General features: G+C 73.9%; 14 protein-coding genes. 11 read left to right on the top strand and 3 right to left on the bottom strand.

What is annotated here, in order from left to right; all coding sequences use genetic code 11:
- Positions 1–47 precede the first annotated feature (47 nt).
- Entirely contained in the window at positions 48–1985 is a 1938-nt protein-coding gene (locus tag ACFWIA_RS16455) for a hypothetical protein (protein WP_387005045.1), read from the top strand.
- A 20-nt stretch (positions 1986–2005) separates the two neighbouring features.
- Here ACFWIA_RS16455 and ACFWIA_RS16450 read toward each other — a convergent pair whose 3' ends face one another.
- Positions 2006–2941, bottom strand: coding sequence for a hypothetical protein (locus tag ACFWIA_RS16450; protein WP_387005042.1), 936 nt, complete (start codon positions 2939–2941; stop codon positions 2006–2008).
- 72 nt (positions 2942–3013) lie between these two features.
- Between ACFWIA_RS16450 and ACFWIA_RS16445 the strand changes: the two genes are divergently transcribed.
- From ACFWIA_RS16445 to ACFWIA_RS16425, 5 genes are all read left to right on the top strand, one after another.
- Positions 3014–3979 (top strand): Ppx/GppA family phosphatase, encoded by a 966-nt coding sequence (locus ACFWIA_RS16445; protein WP_387005039.1) that lies wholly within the window; start codon positions 3014–3016, stop codon positions 3977–3979.
- 77 nt (positions 3980–4056) lie between these two features.
- A complete protein-coding gene (locus tag ACFWIA_RS16440; RefSeq protein ID WP_387005036.1) occupies positions 4057–4908 on the top strand; it encodes a sugar phosphate isomerase/epimerase family protein in 852 nt (283 codons plus the stop codon).
- A complete protein-coding gene (locus ACFWIA_RS16435) occupies positions 4905–5609 on the top strand; it encodes a TetR family transcriptional regulator (protein WP_387005033.1) in 705 nt (234 codons plus the stop codon). Before ACFWIA_RS16440 ends, ACFWIA_RS16435 begins: the two co-directional genes overlap by 4 nt.
- A 442-nt stretch (positions 5610–6051) precedes the next feature.
- Positions 6052–7902: a dihydroxy-acid dehydratase gene (gene ilvD / locus ACFWIA_RS16430; RefSeq protein ID WP_387005030.1), complete on the top strand. Its 1851-nt coding sequence runs from the start codon at positions 6052–6054 to the stop codon at positions 7900–7902.
- Between the two features lie 229 nt (positions 7903–8131).
- A complete protein-coding gene (locus ACFWIA_RS16425; protein WP_387005027.1) occupies positions 8132–8452 on the top strand; it encodes an SH3 domain-containing protein in 321 nt (106 codons plus the stop codon).
- A gap of 76 nt (positions 8453–8528) precedes the next feature.
- On the opposite strand, the gene ACFWIA_RS16420 is transcribed toward ACFWIA_RS16425, so the two are convergent.
- Positions 8529–10871 carry a PQQ-binding-like beta-propeller repeat protein gene (locus tag ACFWIA_RS16420; protein ID WP_387005024.1) on the bottom strand — a complete coding sequence of 781 codons (2343 nt, stop codon included), beginning with the start codon at positions 10869–10871 and terminating at the stop codon, positions 8529–8531.
- 367 nt (positions 10872–11238) lie between these two features.
- Between ACFWIA_RS16420 and ACFWIA_RS16415 the strand changes: the two genes are divergently transcribed.
- The 4 genes from ACFWIA_RS16415 to proC all read left to right on the top strand — a co-directional run bounded on the left by ACFWIA_RS16415 (position 11239) and on the right by proC (position 14221).
- On the top strand, positions 11239–11724 hold the full coding sequence (locus ACFWIA_RS16415; protein ID WP_387005022.1) for an EamA/RhaT family transporter: 486 nt from the start codon (positions 11239–11241) through the stop codon (positions 11722–11724).
- A 61-nt stretch (positions 11725–11785) separates the two neighbouring features.
- The gene (locus ACFWIA_RS16410; RefSeq protein ID WP_387005019.1) at positions 11786–12556 is read left to right on the top strand and encodes an ABC transporter ATP-binding protein; all 771 of its coding nucleotides are present in this window, start codon (positions 11786–11788) and stop codon (positions 12554–12556) included.
- A 31-nt stretch (positions 12557–12587) separates the two neighbouring features.
- Positions 12588–13325 (top strand): ABC transporter permease, encoded by a 738-nt coding sequence (locus ACFWIA_RS16405; RefSeq protein WP_387005016.1) that lies wholly within the window; start codon positions 12588–12590, stop codon positions 13323–13325.
- 83 nt (positions 13326–13408) lie between these two features.
- Complete coding sequence (proC, locus tag ACFWIA_RS16400; protein WP_385484016.1) at positions 13409–14221, top strand: pyrroline-5-carboxylate reductase; 813 nt, start codon at positions 13409–13411, stop codon at positions 14219–14221.
- Between the two features lie 140 nt (positions 14222–14361).
- Here proC and ACFWIA_RS16395 read toward each other — a convergent pair whose 3' ends face one another.
- The gene (locus ACFWIA_RS16395; protein WP_387005012.1) at positions 14362–15618 is read right to left on the bottom strand and encodes an MFS transporter; all 1257 of its coding nucleotides are present in this window, start codon (positions 15616–15618) and stop codon (positions 14362–14364) included.
- A gap of 102 nt (positions 15619–15720) precedes the next feature.
- Between ACFWIA_RS16395 and ACFWIA_RS16390 the strand changes: the two genes are divergently transcribed.
- On the top strand, positions 15721–16767 hold the full coding sequence (locus ACFWIA_RS16390) for a transcriptional regulator (RefSeq protein WP_387005009.1): 1047 nt from the start codon (positions 15721–15723) through the stop codon (positions 16765–16767).
- Positions 16768–17129: the final 362 nt, after the last annotated feature.

The raw sequence follows: 17129 nt of genomic DNA, 5'->3' as shown, positions 1-17129 counted from the left end.
GCTCAAGGTGCGGGAGAGGCCGTGGAGGGCCGCTTACGGTCGCACGCGTGACGAGCAGCAGGGCGGGCCACCCCGCCCGCACCACCGGAGCACACCGGGCACCGAGGTCCGCGCACCAGCGGGCCGGCTCCCGGAAGGGGGGCCCGGCCCCCCGCCCGTCCCCGCGCCACGAGCCGCACCTCGACGGGCTGTTCACGTACTGCCTCTCCGTGCTGTGCGACCACGAGGCCGCGGCGGTCGCCCTCGGTGAGGTCCTCGTACTGGCCGAACGGCGGCGGGCCCGCGGACCCGCCGCCGAGGCGGAACGCAGGGCCTGGCTCTACGCCCTCGCGCGCTGGACGTGCCTGCGGCGCCTCGCGGAGGTGCGCAACGGCAAGTCGGCCGAGAAGAAGAAACGTCAAGGCAGCCGGATACCGGGCCGACACCGGGCCCCGCTCCCCACCGCGGACGCCGTGACCGCGGATGCCACGACCGCGGACGTGACGACCGCGGATGCCGTGACCGCGGACGCCACAGCCGCGCCCGATCCGCCTGCGCCCGATCCGACGGGATCAGGTCCCGGGGCGGGGCCGGGGGCCGGGGCCGGGGCGGGGGCCGCCGGGCCGGCCGGGGGCACGGTCCGCGCGCGGCACCGCGAACTCGCCCTGCTCGCCTGGCCGGAGGCGGCCGGAACCACCCCCGAGCAGCGCGAAGCGCTCGAACTCGCCGTGCGCCACCAACTCACCGCCCACGAGGTGGCCGCCGTCCTCGGCCTCGACACCGGACGCACCCGTGACCTGCTCGCCTCCGCCGCCTGCGAGGTGGAGCGCACCCGGACCGCCCTCACCGTCGTGCGAGCCGGCTCGTGCCCCGGCGCGTCCGGGCTCGCCGAGGACGACCGGGTCCTCCTCGACCCCACCCTGCGCGGACAGCTGGTCCGCCACGTGGACGACTGTCCGCTCTGTCGCCGCGCCGCCGAACGCGCCCGGCCGGACGCCTGGCCCGGGACCAGCGTGACCCCCGCGGCGCTGCCGATACTGACGGCGCCCCGCCCCGAGGTCCGGGCGGCCATGGCGCACGCCCCGCGCGCCCGGCGCGGGGCGCCCCGCTTCGACCGCCGGGGGTTCCCGCTAGCCCCGCAGGAGCACACCGACCGTCGGGACCGGCTACGGGCCCGCGCGGTGACCACGACCGTCGTCGCCACGGTGGTCGCCGCGCCGGTGCTGGCCCTGTGGACCACCCGCGACCAGCCGCGGAGCGCCGACGGCGCCCCCACCACCGCCAGCGAGGTGGAGCGGATCGGCGGGACCGGCACCGAGCAGGCGCCCGACGTCCCGTCCGGCCGGGGCGATCCGGGCCCGGCCGGGAAGACGGGGGGCTACGGCGACACCCCCGTCACGGCGGACCCGCCCGGCAGCCCGGCCCGGGTGTCCGCCGAGGTCATCACCCCGGAGGGGGTCGTCCCCGGCGCCGACCGGCTCGGCGTCGCCGTCCACTGCCGGGGCGGCGCCACCACCCTCGTCCTCACCGCCCTCGGGGACGCCCCGGTGCCCTGGTCCGCCACCGCGCACGCCCACTGGCTCCGGCTCTCCCGCACCACGGGCACCCTCGCACCCGGTGACGCCGTCGTCCTCCGGGTGCACCTCGACCCGCGGGCCGAACCGCCCGGCTCCTGGACGGCCCGGATCTCCCTGGACCCCGCCGGTGCGTTCGTGGTCGTCCGGGGGCAGGGTGCGGTCCCGCGTCCCCCCGCGTCCGGGACGCCGGGCCCGTCCGGCCCCACCGGCGGCTCCGACACCTCGGGCGGCGGACCGACCCCGCGGCCGAGCCCCCCGCCCACCGCCACGCACTCCGCCCCGCCGCCCGACCCGGGAACGCCCGCACCCCCGGAACCCGGGACCGGGACGGGCGCGCCGGGCACCCCCGGGGGAACGGACGGGACCGGCGGCGATCCGCCCGGCGGCACCGGGCGACCCCCACCGGACGGCAGCGGGCCCGCAGGCTGAGCGGCCCCGCCGGCGCGGCCTCAGCGCCCGGCGGGCCGCGCCGGGTCGGCGGGGTGCGGCGCGAGCAGCGGCAGCCGCGAGGCGAGCCGCTGCTCGCACAGCTCGACCAGCCGGTCGTAGCCGTCCTTGCCCATCAGCTCCGTCAGCTCCGCCCGGTACGTCACGTACACCGGGTCGCCCGCACCGTGCGCGGAGGTCGCCGAGGTGCACCACCAGTGCAGGTCGTGGCCGCCCGGACCCCAGCCCCGGCGGTCGTACTCGCCGATCGACACCTGGAGGACGCGGGTGTCGTCGGGCCGGTCGATCCACTCGTACGTCCGCCGGACCGGCAGCTGCCAGCACACGTCCGGCTTGGTCTCCAGCGGCTCGCGCCCCTCCTTGAGGGCGAGGATGTGCAGCGAGCAGCCCGCGCCCCCCGCGAAGCCGGGACGGTTCTGGAAGATGCAGGACCCCTTCCAGCGCCGCGTCTGCCGGTCCCCGTCCTCGTCCTCCTGGACCCAGCCGCCCCCGTCCTCGACCGCCCGGTTGCCGACCTCGTGGTGCTGCCACATCTCGGGGGTGAGCCGCGCCACGTGACCGGCGACCCGGACCTCGTCCTCCTCGTCGGAGAAGTGCGCGCCCAGGGTGCAGCAGCCGTCGTCCGCGCGCCCGGCCTCGATGCCCTGGCAGCCGCTGCCGAAGATGCAGGTCCAGCGGGAGGTCAACCAGGTCAGGTCACAGCGGAACACCTGCTCGTCGTCGGCCGGGTCGGGGAACTCGACCCAGGCCCGCGCGAAGTCGATGCCCTTCTCGTCGGGCACCGCGGCGCCACCGGACCGGCCGGCCACCGGTAGCGCGCCCTTGCCGCCGCGCCCGGCCTTCGCCGCCTTGCCGGCGGTCGGGTCCTGGGCGGCGGTCGGGTCCTGGGCGGACGGACCGGTCGATTCCTCGCGCTTCGCCTTTTTCGTCTTTGGCACACATCAAGGGTATGCGTGCCGAGCGTCACGTGTGGCGGGCCGGTGCCCGAGCGCACAGTAGCGTTGGCGCTCATGAGACTTGGTGTCCTGGATGTGGGCTCGAACACGGTTCATCTGCTGGTGATGGACGCGCACCCCGGTGCGCGCCCGCTGCCCGCGCACTCCCACAAGGCGGAGCTGCGGCTCGCCCAGCTCCTGGACGCCCAGGGCGCGATCGGCGAGGACGGCGTCGCCCGGCTGGTCTCCACGATCCACGAGGCGCTCCAGGCGGCCGAGGACAAGGGCGTCGAGGAGCTGCTGCCGTTCGCCACCTCCGCGGTCCGGGAGGCGAGCAACGCCGACGAGGTGCTGCGCCGGGTGCGCGAGGAGACCGGTGTCGAGCTCAAGGTCCTCACCGGCGAGGAGGAGGCCCGGCTGACGTTCCTGGCCGCCCGCCGCTGGTTCGGCTGGTCGGCCGGGAAGCTGCTGGTCCTCGACATCGGGGGCGGTTCCCTGGAGATCGGGTACGGCATAGACGAGGAACCCGACGCCGCCGCCTCGCTGCCGTTGGGCGCCGGGCGGCTCACCGCCGGGTGGCTGCCCGACGACCCGGTCGACCCGGCGGACGTGCGGGCCCTGCGGCGGCACGTGCGGGCGCAGATCGCCCGGACGGTCGGGGAGTTCACCCGCCTCGGGGGCGCCGACCACGCCGTCGCCACCTCGAAGACGTTCAAGCAGCTCGCCCGGATCGCGGGCGCCGCGCGCGGCGCCGAGGGGGAGTACGTGCAGCGGGAGCTGCGGCGCAGCTCGCTGGAGGGCTGGGTGCCGAAGCTGGCCGCGATGACCTCCGCGGAACGGGCCGGGCTGCCGGGCGTCTCCGAGAACCGGGCGGGGCAGCTGCTCGCGGGCGCGCTGGTCGCCGAAGCGGCGCTGGACCTGTTCGGTCTGGAGACGGTCGAGATCTGCCCCTGGGCCCTGCGCGAGGGCGTCATCCTGCGTCACCTCGACCACCTGCCGAACTCCCGGACGCCGAGCCACCCGACCGCGGAGCTGCCCTGACGGTGCCGCGCACCCGGCGGCGGGGCCGGAACCCCGGGGGCGCCCCGGAGGGTTCCGGACCCCCGTACGCTGTGCTCGTGGCAGAACAGAAGGCGCGCGTTCCGGACGCGAAGGTCGCCCTGTCGACGGCCTCGGTCTATCCGGAGTCGACGGCGACGGCCTTCGAGGTCGCCGCGCGCCTCGGCTACGACGGCGTCGAGGTCATGGTGTGGAACGACCCGGTCAGCCAGGACGTGGAGGCGCTGCGCCGGCTGTCGGACCACTACGGGGTGCCCGTCCTCGCGGTGCACGCGCCCTGTCTGCTGATCACCCAGCGGGTGTGGTCCACCGACCCGTGGACCAAGCTCCAGCGGGCCAGGGCCGCCGCCGAGCGCCTCGGCGCCGCGACCGTCGTGGTGCACCCGCCCTTCCGCTGGCAGCGCCAGTACGCCCGTGACTTCGTCCGGGGCGTGCAGCGGATGGCCGACGAGACGGACGTCCGGTTCGCCGTGGAGAACATGTACCCCTGGCGCTACCGCGACCGCGAGGCGCTCGCCTACGCACCCGACTGGGACGTCACCAAGGAGGACTACCCGCACTTCACGCTGGACCTCAGCCATGCGGCGACCTCCCGTTCCGACGCCCTGGTCATGGCCGACCGGATGGGCGGGCGGCTGGGGCACGTGCACCTCGCCGACAGCTTCGGCTCCGCCAAGGACGAACACCTGGTGCCCGGCCGCGGTGACCAGCCGTGCGCCGCGTTCCTGGAGCGCCTGACGCGCAGCGGCTTCGACGGCCACGTGGTCGTCGAGGTCAACACGCGTCGTGCGATGTCCAGCGCCGAACGCGAGGCCGATCTCGCCGAGGCGCTGGCCTTCGCGCGCCGCCACCTCGCCCGCGTCCCGGACCCCGGCGCCGTGGACCCGCACCGGGGGGCGCGCCGCCCGTGACCTCCGCCACCCCGCGCCGCCGGGGCCGCCCCTCCCGCGGTGAGGCCGCGCACGGCCCGGACACCCGGGAGCTGATCCTGCGCACGGCCCGCGAGGAGTTCTCGGCCCGCGGCTACGACAAGACGTCCGTACGGCAGATCGCCAAGGCCGCCGGGGTCGATCCGGCGCTGGTGCACCACTACTTCGGTACGAAGGACGAGGTCTTCGCCGCGGCCATCGAGGTCTCCCTGGAGCCGGCGGTGACGGTCGCCTCGGTGCTCGGCGCGGGCAGCGAGGGCATCGGCGAGCGGCTGGCCCGGCACTTCCTCGGCATCTGGGAGAACCCGACGACCCGGGCCCCGCTGCTCGCGGTGGTCCGCTCCGCCCTCACCCACGAGGCCGCCGCCAAGGTCCTGCGGGGCTTCGTGCTGCGGCAGCTGCTGGAGCGGATCGCCCGGGAACTCGACGTGCCCGATCCACGGTTCCGCGCGGAGCTCGCCGCCTCGCACATGATCGGCATCGCCATCCTGCGGTACGTGATCCAGGTGGAGCCGATGGCGAGCGCCGACCCGGAGGAGATCGTGACGATGGTCGCGCCCACCCTCCAGCGCTACCTGACCGAGGCCGCACCGCCGCCGACGCCGCCCGCGACCGCCGATGCGCACCCGGGGACGGAACCCGGCCCGGACCCGACCGGTACGGGACCCGCGTCCCGCACGTGACACACTTTCCGTACCGGACCCTTCCGTACGGAACCACCCTTCCGCACCGGACGCCCGCCCGGCGGCACGGACCGTGCGCCCAGGAGCACACCCCGCCCCGTACGCACCCCGGCGCACGATCCGGCGCGAACCGCATGGCCGCACACCCGTTGCGGCGCCCGTACGCGTACCCACCCGCGTTCGGGGTCGTGCCCGCGTCCGGCCGCGCACTCCCGTGGCCCTGTAGTCCCGTAGCCCCCGTAGCCCCGTACACGCAGGTGAGAGGCCGTACCGACGAGTGGTGCGGCGCTGGCCGACCCGTTCGACCTCCGAGACATCCGTCTCACATTCCGGAAACTCCTGTCCGGATCTTGGAGGGCCGGCGTAGGCTCGGCACAGCCATACCTGCCTTGACCGGCCCCGCGCAGCCGCGCGCGGAGCCACCCAGAAGGAGCGAGCGACGATGCCCGAGCTGAGGTCCCGCACTGTCACCCACGGCCGCAACATGGCAGGTGCCCGCGCCCTGATGCGCGCCTCCGGGGTAGCCAGCGAGGACATCGGCAAGCCGATCATCGCGGTCGCCAACTCCTTCACCGAGTTCGTCCCCGGCCACACCCACCTCCAGCCCGTGGGCCGGATCGTCAGCGAGGCGATCAAGGCCGCCGGGGCCGTCCCGCGCGAGTTCAACACCATCGCCGTGGACGACGGCATCGCCATGGGCCACGGCGGCATGCTCTACTCGCTGCCCTCCCGCGACCTGATCGCCGACAGCGTCGAGTACATGGTGGAGGCCCACTGCGCCGACGCCCTCATCTGCATCTCCAACTGCGACAAGATCACCCCCGGCATGCTGATGGCGGCGCTCCGCCTCAACATCCCCACGATCTTCGTCTCCGGCGGTCCCATGGAAGCCGGCCAGGCCACCCTGGTCGACGGCACGGTCCGCAAGCTCGATCTGGTCAACGCCATCGCCGACGCCGTCGACGAGAGCATCTCCGACGAGGACATCCTCCGCATCGAGGAGAACGCCTGCCCCACCTGCGGCTCGTGTTCCGGCATGTTCACCGCCAACTCGATGAACTGCCTCACCGAGGCGATCGGGCTCTCCCTGCCCGGCAACGGCTCCGTCCTCGCCACCCACACCGCCCGCCGCGCCCTCTACGAGCGGGCCGGCGCCACGGTGGTCGAGCTGGCCCGCCGCCACTACGAGCAGGACGACGACTCGGTCCTGCCCCGCAACATCGCCACGCACGCCGCGTTCGAGAACGCCATGGCGCTGGACATCGCGATGGGCGGCTCCACCAACACCATCCTCCACCTGCTGGCCGCCGCCCAGGAGGCCGAGCTGGAGTACGGCCTCGCCGACATGGACGCCGTCTCCCGCCGGGTCCCCTGCCTGGCCAAGATCGCCCCGAACGTCGCGCCCACCACCACGTACTACATGGAGGACGTGCACCGCGCCGGCGGCATCCCCGCGATCCTCGGCGAGCTGTACCGGGGCGGACTCCTCAACGAGGACGTCCACACCGTGCACTCCCCGTCCATCAAGCAGTGGCTCGACGACTGGGACGTCCGGGGCGGCAGCGCCTCCGACGAGGCCGTCGAACTCTGGCACGCGGCCCCCGGCTGCCGACGCTCCGCCGAGGCGTTCTCCCAGTCCGAACGCTGGGACACCCTGGACACCGACGCGGCGCACGGCTGCATCCGCGACGTCGAGCACGCCTACTCCCAGGACGGCGGCCTCGCCGTGCTGAAGGGCAACCTCGCCGTCGACGGCTGCGTCGTGAAGACCGCGGGCGTGGACGAGTCCATCTGGACGTTCGAGGGCCCGGCCGTGGTCTGCGAGTCCCAGGACGAGGCCGTCGACAAGATCCTCCGCAAGGAGATCAAGGCCGGCGACGTCGTCGTCATCCGCTACGAGGGCCCCCGCGGCGGCCCCGGCATGCAGGAGATGCTCTACCCGACCTCGTTCCTCAAGGGCCGCGGCCTGGGCAAGGTGTGCGCCCTGGTCACCGACGGCCGCTTCTCCGGCGGCACCTCCGGCCTGTCCATCGGCCACGCGTCCCCCGAGGCGGCCTCCGGCGGCACGATCGCCCTGGTCCAGGACGGCGACCTCATCCGCATCGACATCCCGAACCGCGGGATCGACCTCCTGGTGGACGAGGACACGCTCGCCGAACGGCGTGAAGCACTCGGTGGCGTGTACGAGCCGAAGCAGCGCGAGCGCAAGGTCTCGGCCGCGCTGCGCGCCTACGCGGCGATGGCGACCAGCGCCGACAAGGGCGCCGTGCGCGATGTGAGCAAGCTGGGCTGAACCGCCGGGCCGTCCGGCGGGGCGCACGCTGCGTCTCCCGGGCGTCACGGGAATCCCCCGAAAATCCCGGGAGACTTACGCCCCTCACGGTGCAACTACGCACCCGTGAGGGGCGTCTTCTTATGTGTCCCACATGGGTGGGCACCAGTCAGGGGGAGGTATCACCGGTACGTGCGGCCCTGCCGTGCGTGGCCGGAACCACCCGTCACGCTCCTCGGGGGAGGAACACATGAGCGAAAAGATCACGACACTCGGCGCCGGTCCCGATCAGGTGGGCGGCGACACCGTCGCCGCCCAGGCCGCGAGGGCCACCACCTACCTCGTGGTGGCCACGGTGAACGCGCGCAGCGGCCCCGGCCTCTCGTACCCGGTGGTGGTCCAGATCGCGGGCGGCACCCGGGTCTCGATCACCTGCCAGAAGCGCGGCACCACGATCACCGGGCCCCTCGGCACCACCAACATCTGGGACAAGATCGGCAACGGACGCTACGTGTCCGACGCCTACGTCCAGACGGGCAACGACGGCTTCGTCCGCCCGGAATGCCCCTGACCCGGCCCGACCACTGACGGTGCCCCTGCCGCGGAGCCACGCTCCGCGGCAGGGGCACCGCCCGTGGCGCACCGCCTCACGGAATCCGGGGCGGCTGCGCCAGGTCGAACGCCGACAGGGTGTTGTCGGCCGCTGCCGCCACCAACACCCGGCCCACCAGGGTGAGCCGGGGGCTCGAACCGGTGAACCCGCCCGGGCTCTGCGCGTGCGGGGACGTCGACCACAGCTCGGAACCCTTCCGCGCGTCCAGCGCGGTGACCCGACCGGTCGCCGACCCCACGTACAGCACCCCGCCCGCGGCGAGCGGGGCCGAGGCCCACTCCGCGGCGGTCCGCGTGTGCCACTTCCGCCGTCCCGTTCCCGGGTCGACCGCGCTCACCTCCCCGGTGGGCGAGGTGAAGTAGAGCGTGCCGTCCGCGAAGCCCGGCACCGTGCCCCCGTACCCGCGGAGCCGATCGGCCTCCCGGCGGCCGGTGGCCATGTCCAGCCGGACCACCTGCGAGAAGCCCGTCTCCCCAGCGCCCGCCGCCTCCCGCACCAGCAGCAGCCTGCCGCCGAGCGCGCCCACCGGCCGCAACGCGCCGTCCGCGGTCACCGCCCGCCCCAGGGCGCCGCCGTTCGGGTCCAGCGTGTGGAACCCCACCTCGGCCGGGCGGCCCAGCGTGACCTGCGTCGACGGGGCGCACATCGCGTACGCCTTCCCGCCCGCCGGGAAGGGCGCGCACCACGAACCGCTGGGCAGCGCAGTCGTCCAGGACAGCTGTCCGTCGCGCGCCGAACGCGCCTCGAACCGGGTGGACCCCGGGTCCACGGTCAGCACGGTGGACCCGGTCAGCACCGCGTGCTGCGGCTCCCGCAGCAGGTACGTGGCCTTGGTGCCGACCCGGGTCCGCCACAGCTCCTCGCCGCTCGCCGCGTCGAGCGCGACCACCTCGGTGCGCTCGGAGCCCGCCTTGGGCAGGTGGTAACCGAGGACGGTACGGCCCGCGAGGCCCTTGCCGGAACCCCCGGTCACCCCGATCAGGTGCAGCCCCTGCATGGGGACGCCCGGATACGTCGTGCGCCACAGCACCCTGCCGTCGGAGGCGCGCAGCCGGGCGGCCACCACGCCGCCGCCCCCGCAGAACAGGTCGTCACCGCCGGCCGCCACACAGCGCAGTTCGTCACCGAGCTGCTGTCCTCCGCGCACGGTCTTGCGCCACGGGGCGAACCCGGCCGGCAGCGGTGCCGCACTCCCGCTGACCCCCTGCCCCCGGGCCGGCGTCTCGCGCCCCCCGCCCGCCTCCGGCCGGTCCGCGCCGCCCGATCCGAGCACCACCACCCCGGCGACGACCAGCGCGGTGACCAGCGCGGTCACGACGCCCGCGCCCAGGAACCGGCGACGCTTGCGGGACGCCCGGCGCCGACCGGAGCGGGCACCGGAACCGGAGGCGGCACCGGGTCCGGAGACGTCATCGCCCGCTGCCGAACCCGGTAGCGAACCCGGTGTCGAACCCGGGGTGTCATCGGTGACGGACCCGAGGTCCCACCCGTCCGGCGGACCGGGAACGCCCGACCGCCGGGTCCCCGGCAAGGTCTTCAACTCGGCCATCGGCGCGGACGACGACCCCAGGTCCTCGGGGAGCCCGCGCAACGCCACCAACAACTCGTGGGCGGACGGCCGCCCCTTCGCCACCTTGGTCAGACACGGCTCCACCACCTCCCGCAACACCGCGGGCACCGCACTCAGATCGGGCGCCTCGTGCACCACCTGGTACGCGGTCATGTACGGGCTGTCCGCGTCGAAGGGGCCCTGCCCGGTCGCGGCGAACACCAGGAGCGTCGCCAGCGAGAACACGTCGGACTCGGGCCCGACCGCCCGCGGCGTCTGCAACTGTTCCGGCGACATGAAGGGCGGGGTCCCTATCACCCGCCCGGTCATCGTGAGGGTCTGGTTGCCCGAAGCACGGGAGATGCCGAAGTCGATGACCCGCGGCCCGTCGGGGGAGAGGACCACGTTCGACGGCTTCAGGTCCCGGTGGATCACCCCCGCCCGGTGGATCTCGCGCAGCGCCTCGGCCAGCCCGATGGCGAGCGTGCGCAGCTCGGGACCGAACAGCGTCCCCTCGTCGGCGATCCGCTGCGCGAGCGTGGGGCCGGAGATGTACGCGGTCGCCATCCAGGGCCGCAGCGCCTCCGAGTCGGCGTCCACGACGGCCGCCGTGAACACGCCGCTCACCCGCCGGGCCGCCGACACCTCCTGACGGAAGCGGATGCGGAATTCCTCGTCACCTGCGAAGTGTTGGTGAATGAGTTTGATCGCGACCGGACGGCCCGATGCGGTACGGGCCAGGAAGACGGTGCCCATGCCCCCGGAACCGAGGCGCGCCTCCACCGGGTAGCCGCCGATCTCCTCAGGGTCCCCGCCCCGGAGCTGCACGACTCCCACCTCATCCGTCCACGGCCAACAGATCCCACCACCAGTGAACAAACTAGCGGGTCACCGGGTCCGTACGGGTGACGGCGCGGTGGCCACGCAGCATTTCCCCACCCGTACCCACCGGTAGGTTCCCCGCGCCCCTTGGTACGTCCAGCCCGGGGTGCGCTGTTCGGTCGGCGTCCGCCCCGGTTTTGCGCAGTTCCCCGCGCCCCTGATCGGGGCACCTCTGCGCCACGCAGACCGGAAGGCCCCCGACAGGGGCGCGGGGAACTGCGCAAAACCGCAGCGCACCCGCACGGGACACCGCACGCGACACGCACGAACTCCGCACCCGGCCCACCCCGCCCCAGCACGGGATACTCACCCCGTGAGCGAGCCCCCGACCCCACCCGCGGGCCCCCAGCCCGCCCCCCTCCGCTTCTTCGGCACCGCCTGGCTGCACCACGACCAGCACTACGCAGCCCGCCGCATCACCGCGACCACCGCCTCCCTCGCCGCCACGGCAGCCGGCGCCCTCGTCCTGCGCTTCGCCTACGAAGGCATGGCCGCCGCACGGGTGGGCCCCTTCGTGAACGTGGCGGTCGTCCTGATGTTCACGGTCTGCTCGGCGCTCGCCTTCCGTCGCACTTGGGACGGCTTCACCCAGGCCCCGCCCCGGGCCGTCGACCCCTCCGCGGGACGCGGCGTACGGACCATCGGATTCCTCGGCGGCCTACTGGCGTACTTCCTGCGCTCCCTCACCGAGGCCCCCGGCGAGAAACGACTGCGCGCGGAGTACGAGACGCAACGCGCCCAGTACGCACGCCGCACCGCACGCCGAGCGGGCCATCCGGCCAAGCGCCGGCGCACCTGAGCACCCCCGGAGTCAGCCGCAGCGCTTGACGGGTGCCACCGCCAGGAGCAGTATTCATCACATGATGAATAAAAGCGGGAAGGAGTCGCCGGCCGTCCGCGCGGACTCCCTCCGGGTCGTCCGAGGCACCCGCACCGTTCTGCACGACCTCACCTTCACCGTCCCCCGCGGCCAGATCACCGGCCTCCTCGGCCCCTCGGGCTGCGGCAAGTCCACCCTGATGCGGGCCGTCGTCGGCACCCAGGCCAAGGTCACCGGCACCCTCGACGTCCTCGGCCACCCCGCCGGCACCCCACCGCTGCGCCCCCGCGTCGGCTACGTCACCCAGGCCCCGTCCGTCTACGACGACCTGAGCGTCCGCCAGAACCTCGACTACTTCGCGGCCGTCCTCGACCCCGCCCCCGCCGCGGCCGAACGCCGCCGCCAGCACGTCGCCCGCGCCCTCGCCGACGTCGCCCTCACCTCGCACGCCGACGACCTCGCCGGCCGGCTCTCCGGCGGCCAACGCAGCCGGGTCTCGCTCGCCGTCGCCCTCCTCGGCACCCCGGAACTGCTCGTCCTCGACGAACCGACCGTCGGCCTCGACCCCGTGCTCCGCCGCGACCTGTGGGACCTCTTCCACCGACTCGCCACCGAACGCCGCGTCACGATCCTGGTCTCCTCCCACGTGATGGACGAGGCCGAACGCTGCCACCGCCTCCTCCTCATGCGCGACGGCCACCTCCTCGCCGACGACACCCCCGCGGCCCTGCGCCAGCAGACCGGCACCGACTCCGCCGAAGCCGCCTTCCTCGCCCTGGTCGACCCCGCCGCCCCGCAGCCCGCCCCCTGACCCGCACCGCCACCCACGGAGAGTGAGCCCCGTGAACATCCACCGCACCCGCGCCACCGCCGCCCGCGTCCTGCGCCAACTCCGCCACGACCGCCGGTCGATCGCCCTGATGCTGCTGGTGCCCTGCCTGATGCTGTTCCTGCTCCGCTACGTCTTCGACGGCAGCCCCCGCACCTTCGACTCCATCGGAGCCGCACTCCTCGGCATCTTCCCGCTGATCACCATGTTCCTGGTGACCTCCATCGCGACCCTGCGCGAGCGCACCTCCGGCACCCTCGAACGGCTCCTCGCGATGCCCATGGCCAAGGCCGACCTCATCGCCGGTTACGCCCTCGCCTTCGGCGCCGTCGCCGTCGTGCAGTCCGCCCTCGCCACCGGCCTCGCCCTGTGGGTCCTGGGGCTCGACGTGGTCGGCTCCGCCTGGCTGCTGCTGCTCGTCGCACTCCTCGACGCGGTACTCGGCACCGCGCTCGGCCTGTTCGTCTCGGCGTTCGCGGCCTCCGAGTTCCAGGCCGTCCAGTTCATGCCGGCCGTGATCTTCCCCCAGCTCCTGCTGTGCGGACTGTTCGCCCCCCGAGCGGAGATGCAACCCGTCCTGGAGGCCGTCTCCCAGGTGCTCCCCATGTCCTACGCGGTCGACGGCATGAACGAGGTCCTGAGGCACCCCGAGGTCACCGACGCCTTCCTCCGGGACGTCGGCGTCGTCGCCGGCTGCGCCCTCCTCGTCCTCGCCCTCGGCGCGGCGACCCTCCGCCGCCGCACCGCCTGACGGACCACCCGCCGCACCCGCGGACCGCCGCACCCCCTCTGCGAGGATGACCGGCAACGAACGACCCTGCGGAAGGCCCCGTCATGCCCCAGAAAGTCGCAGTCCTCGGCACCGGAAAGATCGGCGAGGCCCTGCTCAGCGGCGTCATCCGGTCCGGCTGGCCGCCCGCCGACCTCCTCGTCACGGCCCGCCGCCCGGAACGCGCCGAAGAACTCCGGACCCGTTACGGAGTCACCCCCGTCAGCAACCAGGAGGCCGCCAAGAGCGCCGACACCCTGATCCTGACGGTGAAGCCCCAGGACATGGGCGCCCTCCTCGAAGAACTCGCCCCCCACCTGCCCGCGGACCGGCTGGTGATCAGCGGCGCCGCGGGCATCCCGACCACCTTCTTCGAGGAACGCCTCCCCGAGGGCACCCCCGTGGTCCGCGTCATGACGAACACCCCCGCCCTGGTGGACGAGGCGATGTCCGTGATCTCCGCCGGCACCCACGCCACGGCGCAGCACCTCGCCCACACCGAGGAGATCTTCGGCGCGGTGGGCAAGACGCTCCGCGTCCCCGAGAGTCAGCAGGACGCCGCCACGGCCCTCTCCGGCTCCGGACCCGCGTACTTCTACTACCTGGTCGAGGCGATGACCGATGCGGGCATCCTCCTCGGGCTGCCCCGCGACAAGGCCCACGACCTGATCGTGCAGGCCGCGATCGGCGCCGCCGTGATGCTCCGCGACAGCGGCGAACACCCCGTCAAGCTCCGTGAGAACGTCACCTCACCCGCCGGTACGACGATCAACGCCATCCGCGAGCTGGAGAACCACGGCGTGCGCGCCGCCCTGATCGCCGCCCTCGAAGCGGCCCGCGACCGCAGCCGCGAACTCGCCTCCGGCACCAGCACCTGACGACCGGGCATCACCGAGCACCAGGTCCCGCCCCGGGTCACCCCCGACCGGCCGACCGTCGCCCCCGGGCCCCCACGAGACGGCCCACCACCCGGCGCCCCCACGAGGCGGCGCCGCAACGGCGACCCCCCACCGCCCCGTCAGCCGACCCCGTCCCCGGCCACCCGCGACTCGGCCACACCCCCGGCCCCCGCGGCGCCGCCCGTACTCCCCGCCCCGCCCGGAGCCCCGGCCCCGACCGGGCTCCCGCGCAGCCCCGGCACCAGGGCCACCGTCACCACCACCGAAGCCGAGGCCAACACCCCCATCGCCACGGCCGGCGAAGTCCACTCGGCCAGGGCCCCCGCGAGCCCCGCGCACACCCCCTGCGCCGTCATCATCCCCGCCCCGTGCAGCCCCAGCGCCTGCCCGCCCATCGCCTCCGGGGTCATCGCCATCAGCCGCTCCTGCAACAACAGCGTCGCCGCGAAGCCCACGGACGCCACCGTCACCGCCACCAGCGCCACCGCGAACGGCGGCCCGAACAGGAACACCGCGTACGGCACCGCCAGCAACAACCGCAACGGCAGGTCGATCCGCGCCCGCCACCGGGGCGGCACCCACCGCCCGGCCACCGCGTCCCCCACGAACATCCCCAGCGCCGCGCACGCGAACAGCCACCCCGCACGGCCCGGGTCGTAGGAGACGAACAACGCCTCGCACCCCACGACCAACCCGTTCGGCAACCACAGTGCGAGGTACGTGCACCTGCGGGCCCGTGACGACCACAGGAACCGGTTCGTCCGCCACGTCTCGGCCACCGAAGCCCGCCCCGTCACCCGCGGCGCCCGCGCCCGCAACCCGCACCGCGCCACCACCGCCGACCCCAGGTACAGCACCGCCCCCAACACCAACGTCCCGCGCGGCGACAGCACCGTCACCAACACCCCGCCCACCGCGAAACCGACGACCTGCGCCAGCCCGGTGACCATGTTCAGCACCGACCGCCCCAGCAGGAACCCGTCCCGCGCGAGGACCTCGTTCAGCAACCCGTACCGCACCCCGCCGCCCAGCGCCGCCGCCGTCCCCAAGCCCAGCAGAACCACGAACAGCGCCCCCACCGGCATCCCCGGCACGGCCTGCACCGCCGTCCCCACCCCGAACAGCGCGGCCAGCCCCGCCAACGCGCCCCGCGGCGGCACCCGGTCCGCCGCCGACATCAGGAACACGGCACCCACCACCTGCGCCAACGACGCCCCGAACATGCTCAGCGCCGCCAGCAACGGCGAGCCCGTCGCCCCGTAGACCAACACCCCCAACGCCAGCCCGCTCACCGTCGCCGCCGCCGTGTTCAAGGTGGTGCTCCAGAACAACGGCGCGAACTCCGGCACCCCGAACAACTCCCGATAGGTCCGCATCCCCGGAGTCTGGGCAGCCCCTCCCCGCAACCCTTACTCTTTCGCACCCGGGCGAAACGACACCCTCGAACCGAGCGCCGCGCGACCGAGGAGCAAGCACCCATGGGCTGGTGGCACGTCACCACGGACACCCTGGCCGCGAGCCGTTTCGTGGTCTCCCCGCTCAGCGAGACCACCGCCGCGCTGATGAGCCTGGAACGCGGCACCGCCACGCACCCCGGCGACCGCGCCTGGCTCGCCGCCCACCGCCCCGCCTACCGGTCCCGCCTCGCCGCCGACCCCGTCACCGCCCATCTGATCCGGGCCGCCCTCGGCCGCTACTGGCTCGCCGACTTCCTCACCCCCGCCCCGACCGGCGAGCACACCCCCACCGACGAGGCGACGGCCACCTTCGAGACCGAACTGGACGCCGTCCGCAGCGCCGACCCCACAGCGGCCCGCACTCACCTCACCCGCTCCATCCCCGGCCCCCTGCCCCCCGCCCTCGACCGCCCCGACCTGCCCGAACGCACCGCCGACCTGCTCCACTGGGTCTGGACCCGCGCCGTCCTCCCCACCTGGCCGCACCGCCGCAGCGTCCTCGAAGCCGACGTCATCGCCCGCCTCCAACACCTCACCCGGGGCGGCTGGGCCACCGCACTGAACGGGCTGCGCCCCGGACTGCGCTGGCTCGGCGCCGGCCGCCTCCAGATCAACGTGCACGAGTACCCGCCCCGCGACCTCACCGGCACCCAGCTCCTCTTCGTCCCCGTCACCACCGACCACGGCTGGGTCTCCTGGAACGACAGGACCCACGCCGTCACCTATCCCTGCACCGGCCCCCTCCTCACCCCGTCCCACCCCGGCGGCGACGGGACCACCCCCGCACCCGCCGCCCTGGTCCGCCTCCTGGGCCCGGTGCGCGCCCACGTCCTCACGCTCCTCGACACCCCCAAGAGCACCACGCACCTGGTCGCCCTCACCGGCCAGGCCCTCGGCACCGTGGGGCGCCACCTCAAGGTGCTCCTCGACGCCCGTCTCCTGGAACGCCGCCGAGCGGGCCGCTCGGTCCTCTACTACCGGACCCCCCTCGCCGACGCCCTGGTCGACGTCCAGACCGGCGGCAGCAGCCCCCGCCCCGGATTTGACACTCCTCGACCCCGTACGTAATGTTCTCCGAGCTGTCCGACGTGAGCGCCGACTCCGGTCGGTCCCCGGACAGCCATTCCGTCTCCACCCATCAAGTAGCGATGATCCGTCATCGGTCTCTTCGCATGTGTTTTTCGGAATGAGGAATCCGCGTTCGATAAGAGCGCCGTCCCGATTAGCGGGACGCCAAGGAGTCCGCTAAAGTCTCACTCGTCGGAACGGCCCAACAGCCGCAAAGACAAGCCCCGCTGACTGGGGGTCAGGCCCTGAAAGAGTCTGATAGAGTCAGAATCGCCGGAAAGGAAAACGCCGAAAAGCGTTCTCCCGGAAAGCACCGAGGAAATCGGATCGGAAAGATCTGATAGAGTCGGAAACACCGAAGG

The sequence above is a fragment of the Streptomyces sp. NPDC127068 genome, assembly GCF_042724695.1.
Classification (GTDB): Bacteria; Actinomycetota; Actinomycetes; order Streptomycetales; family Streptomycetaceae; genus Streptomyces.
The sequence above is the reverse complement of the archived record's forward strand: the minus strand, read 5'-3'. Positions and strand labels throughout refer to the sequence as shown.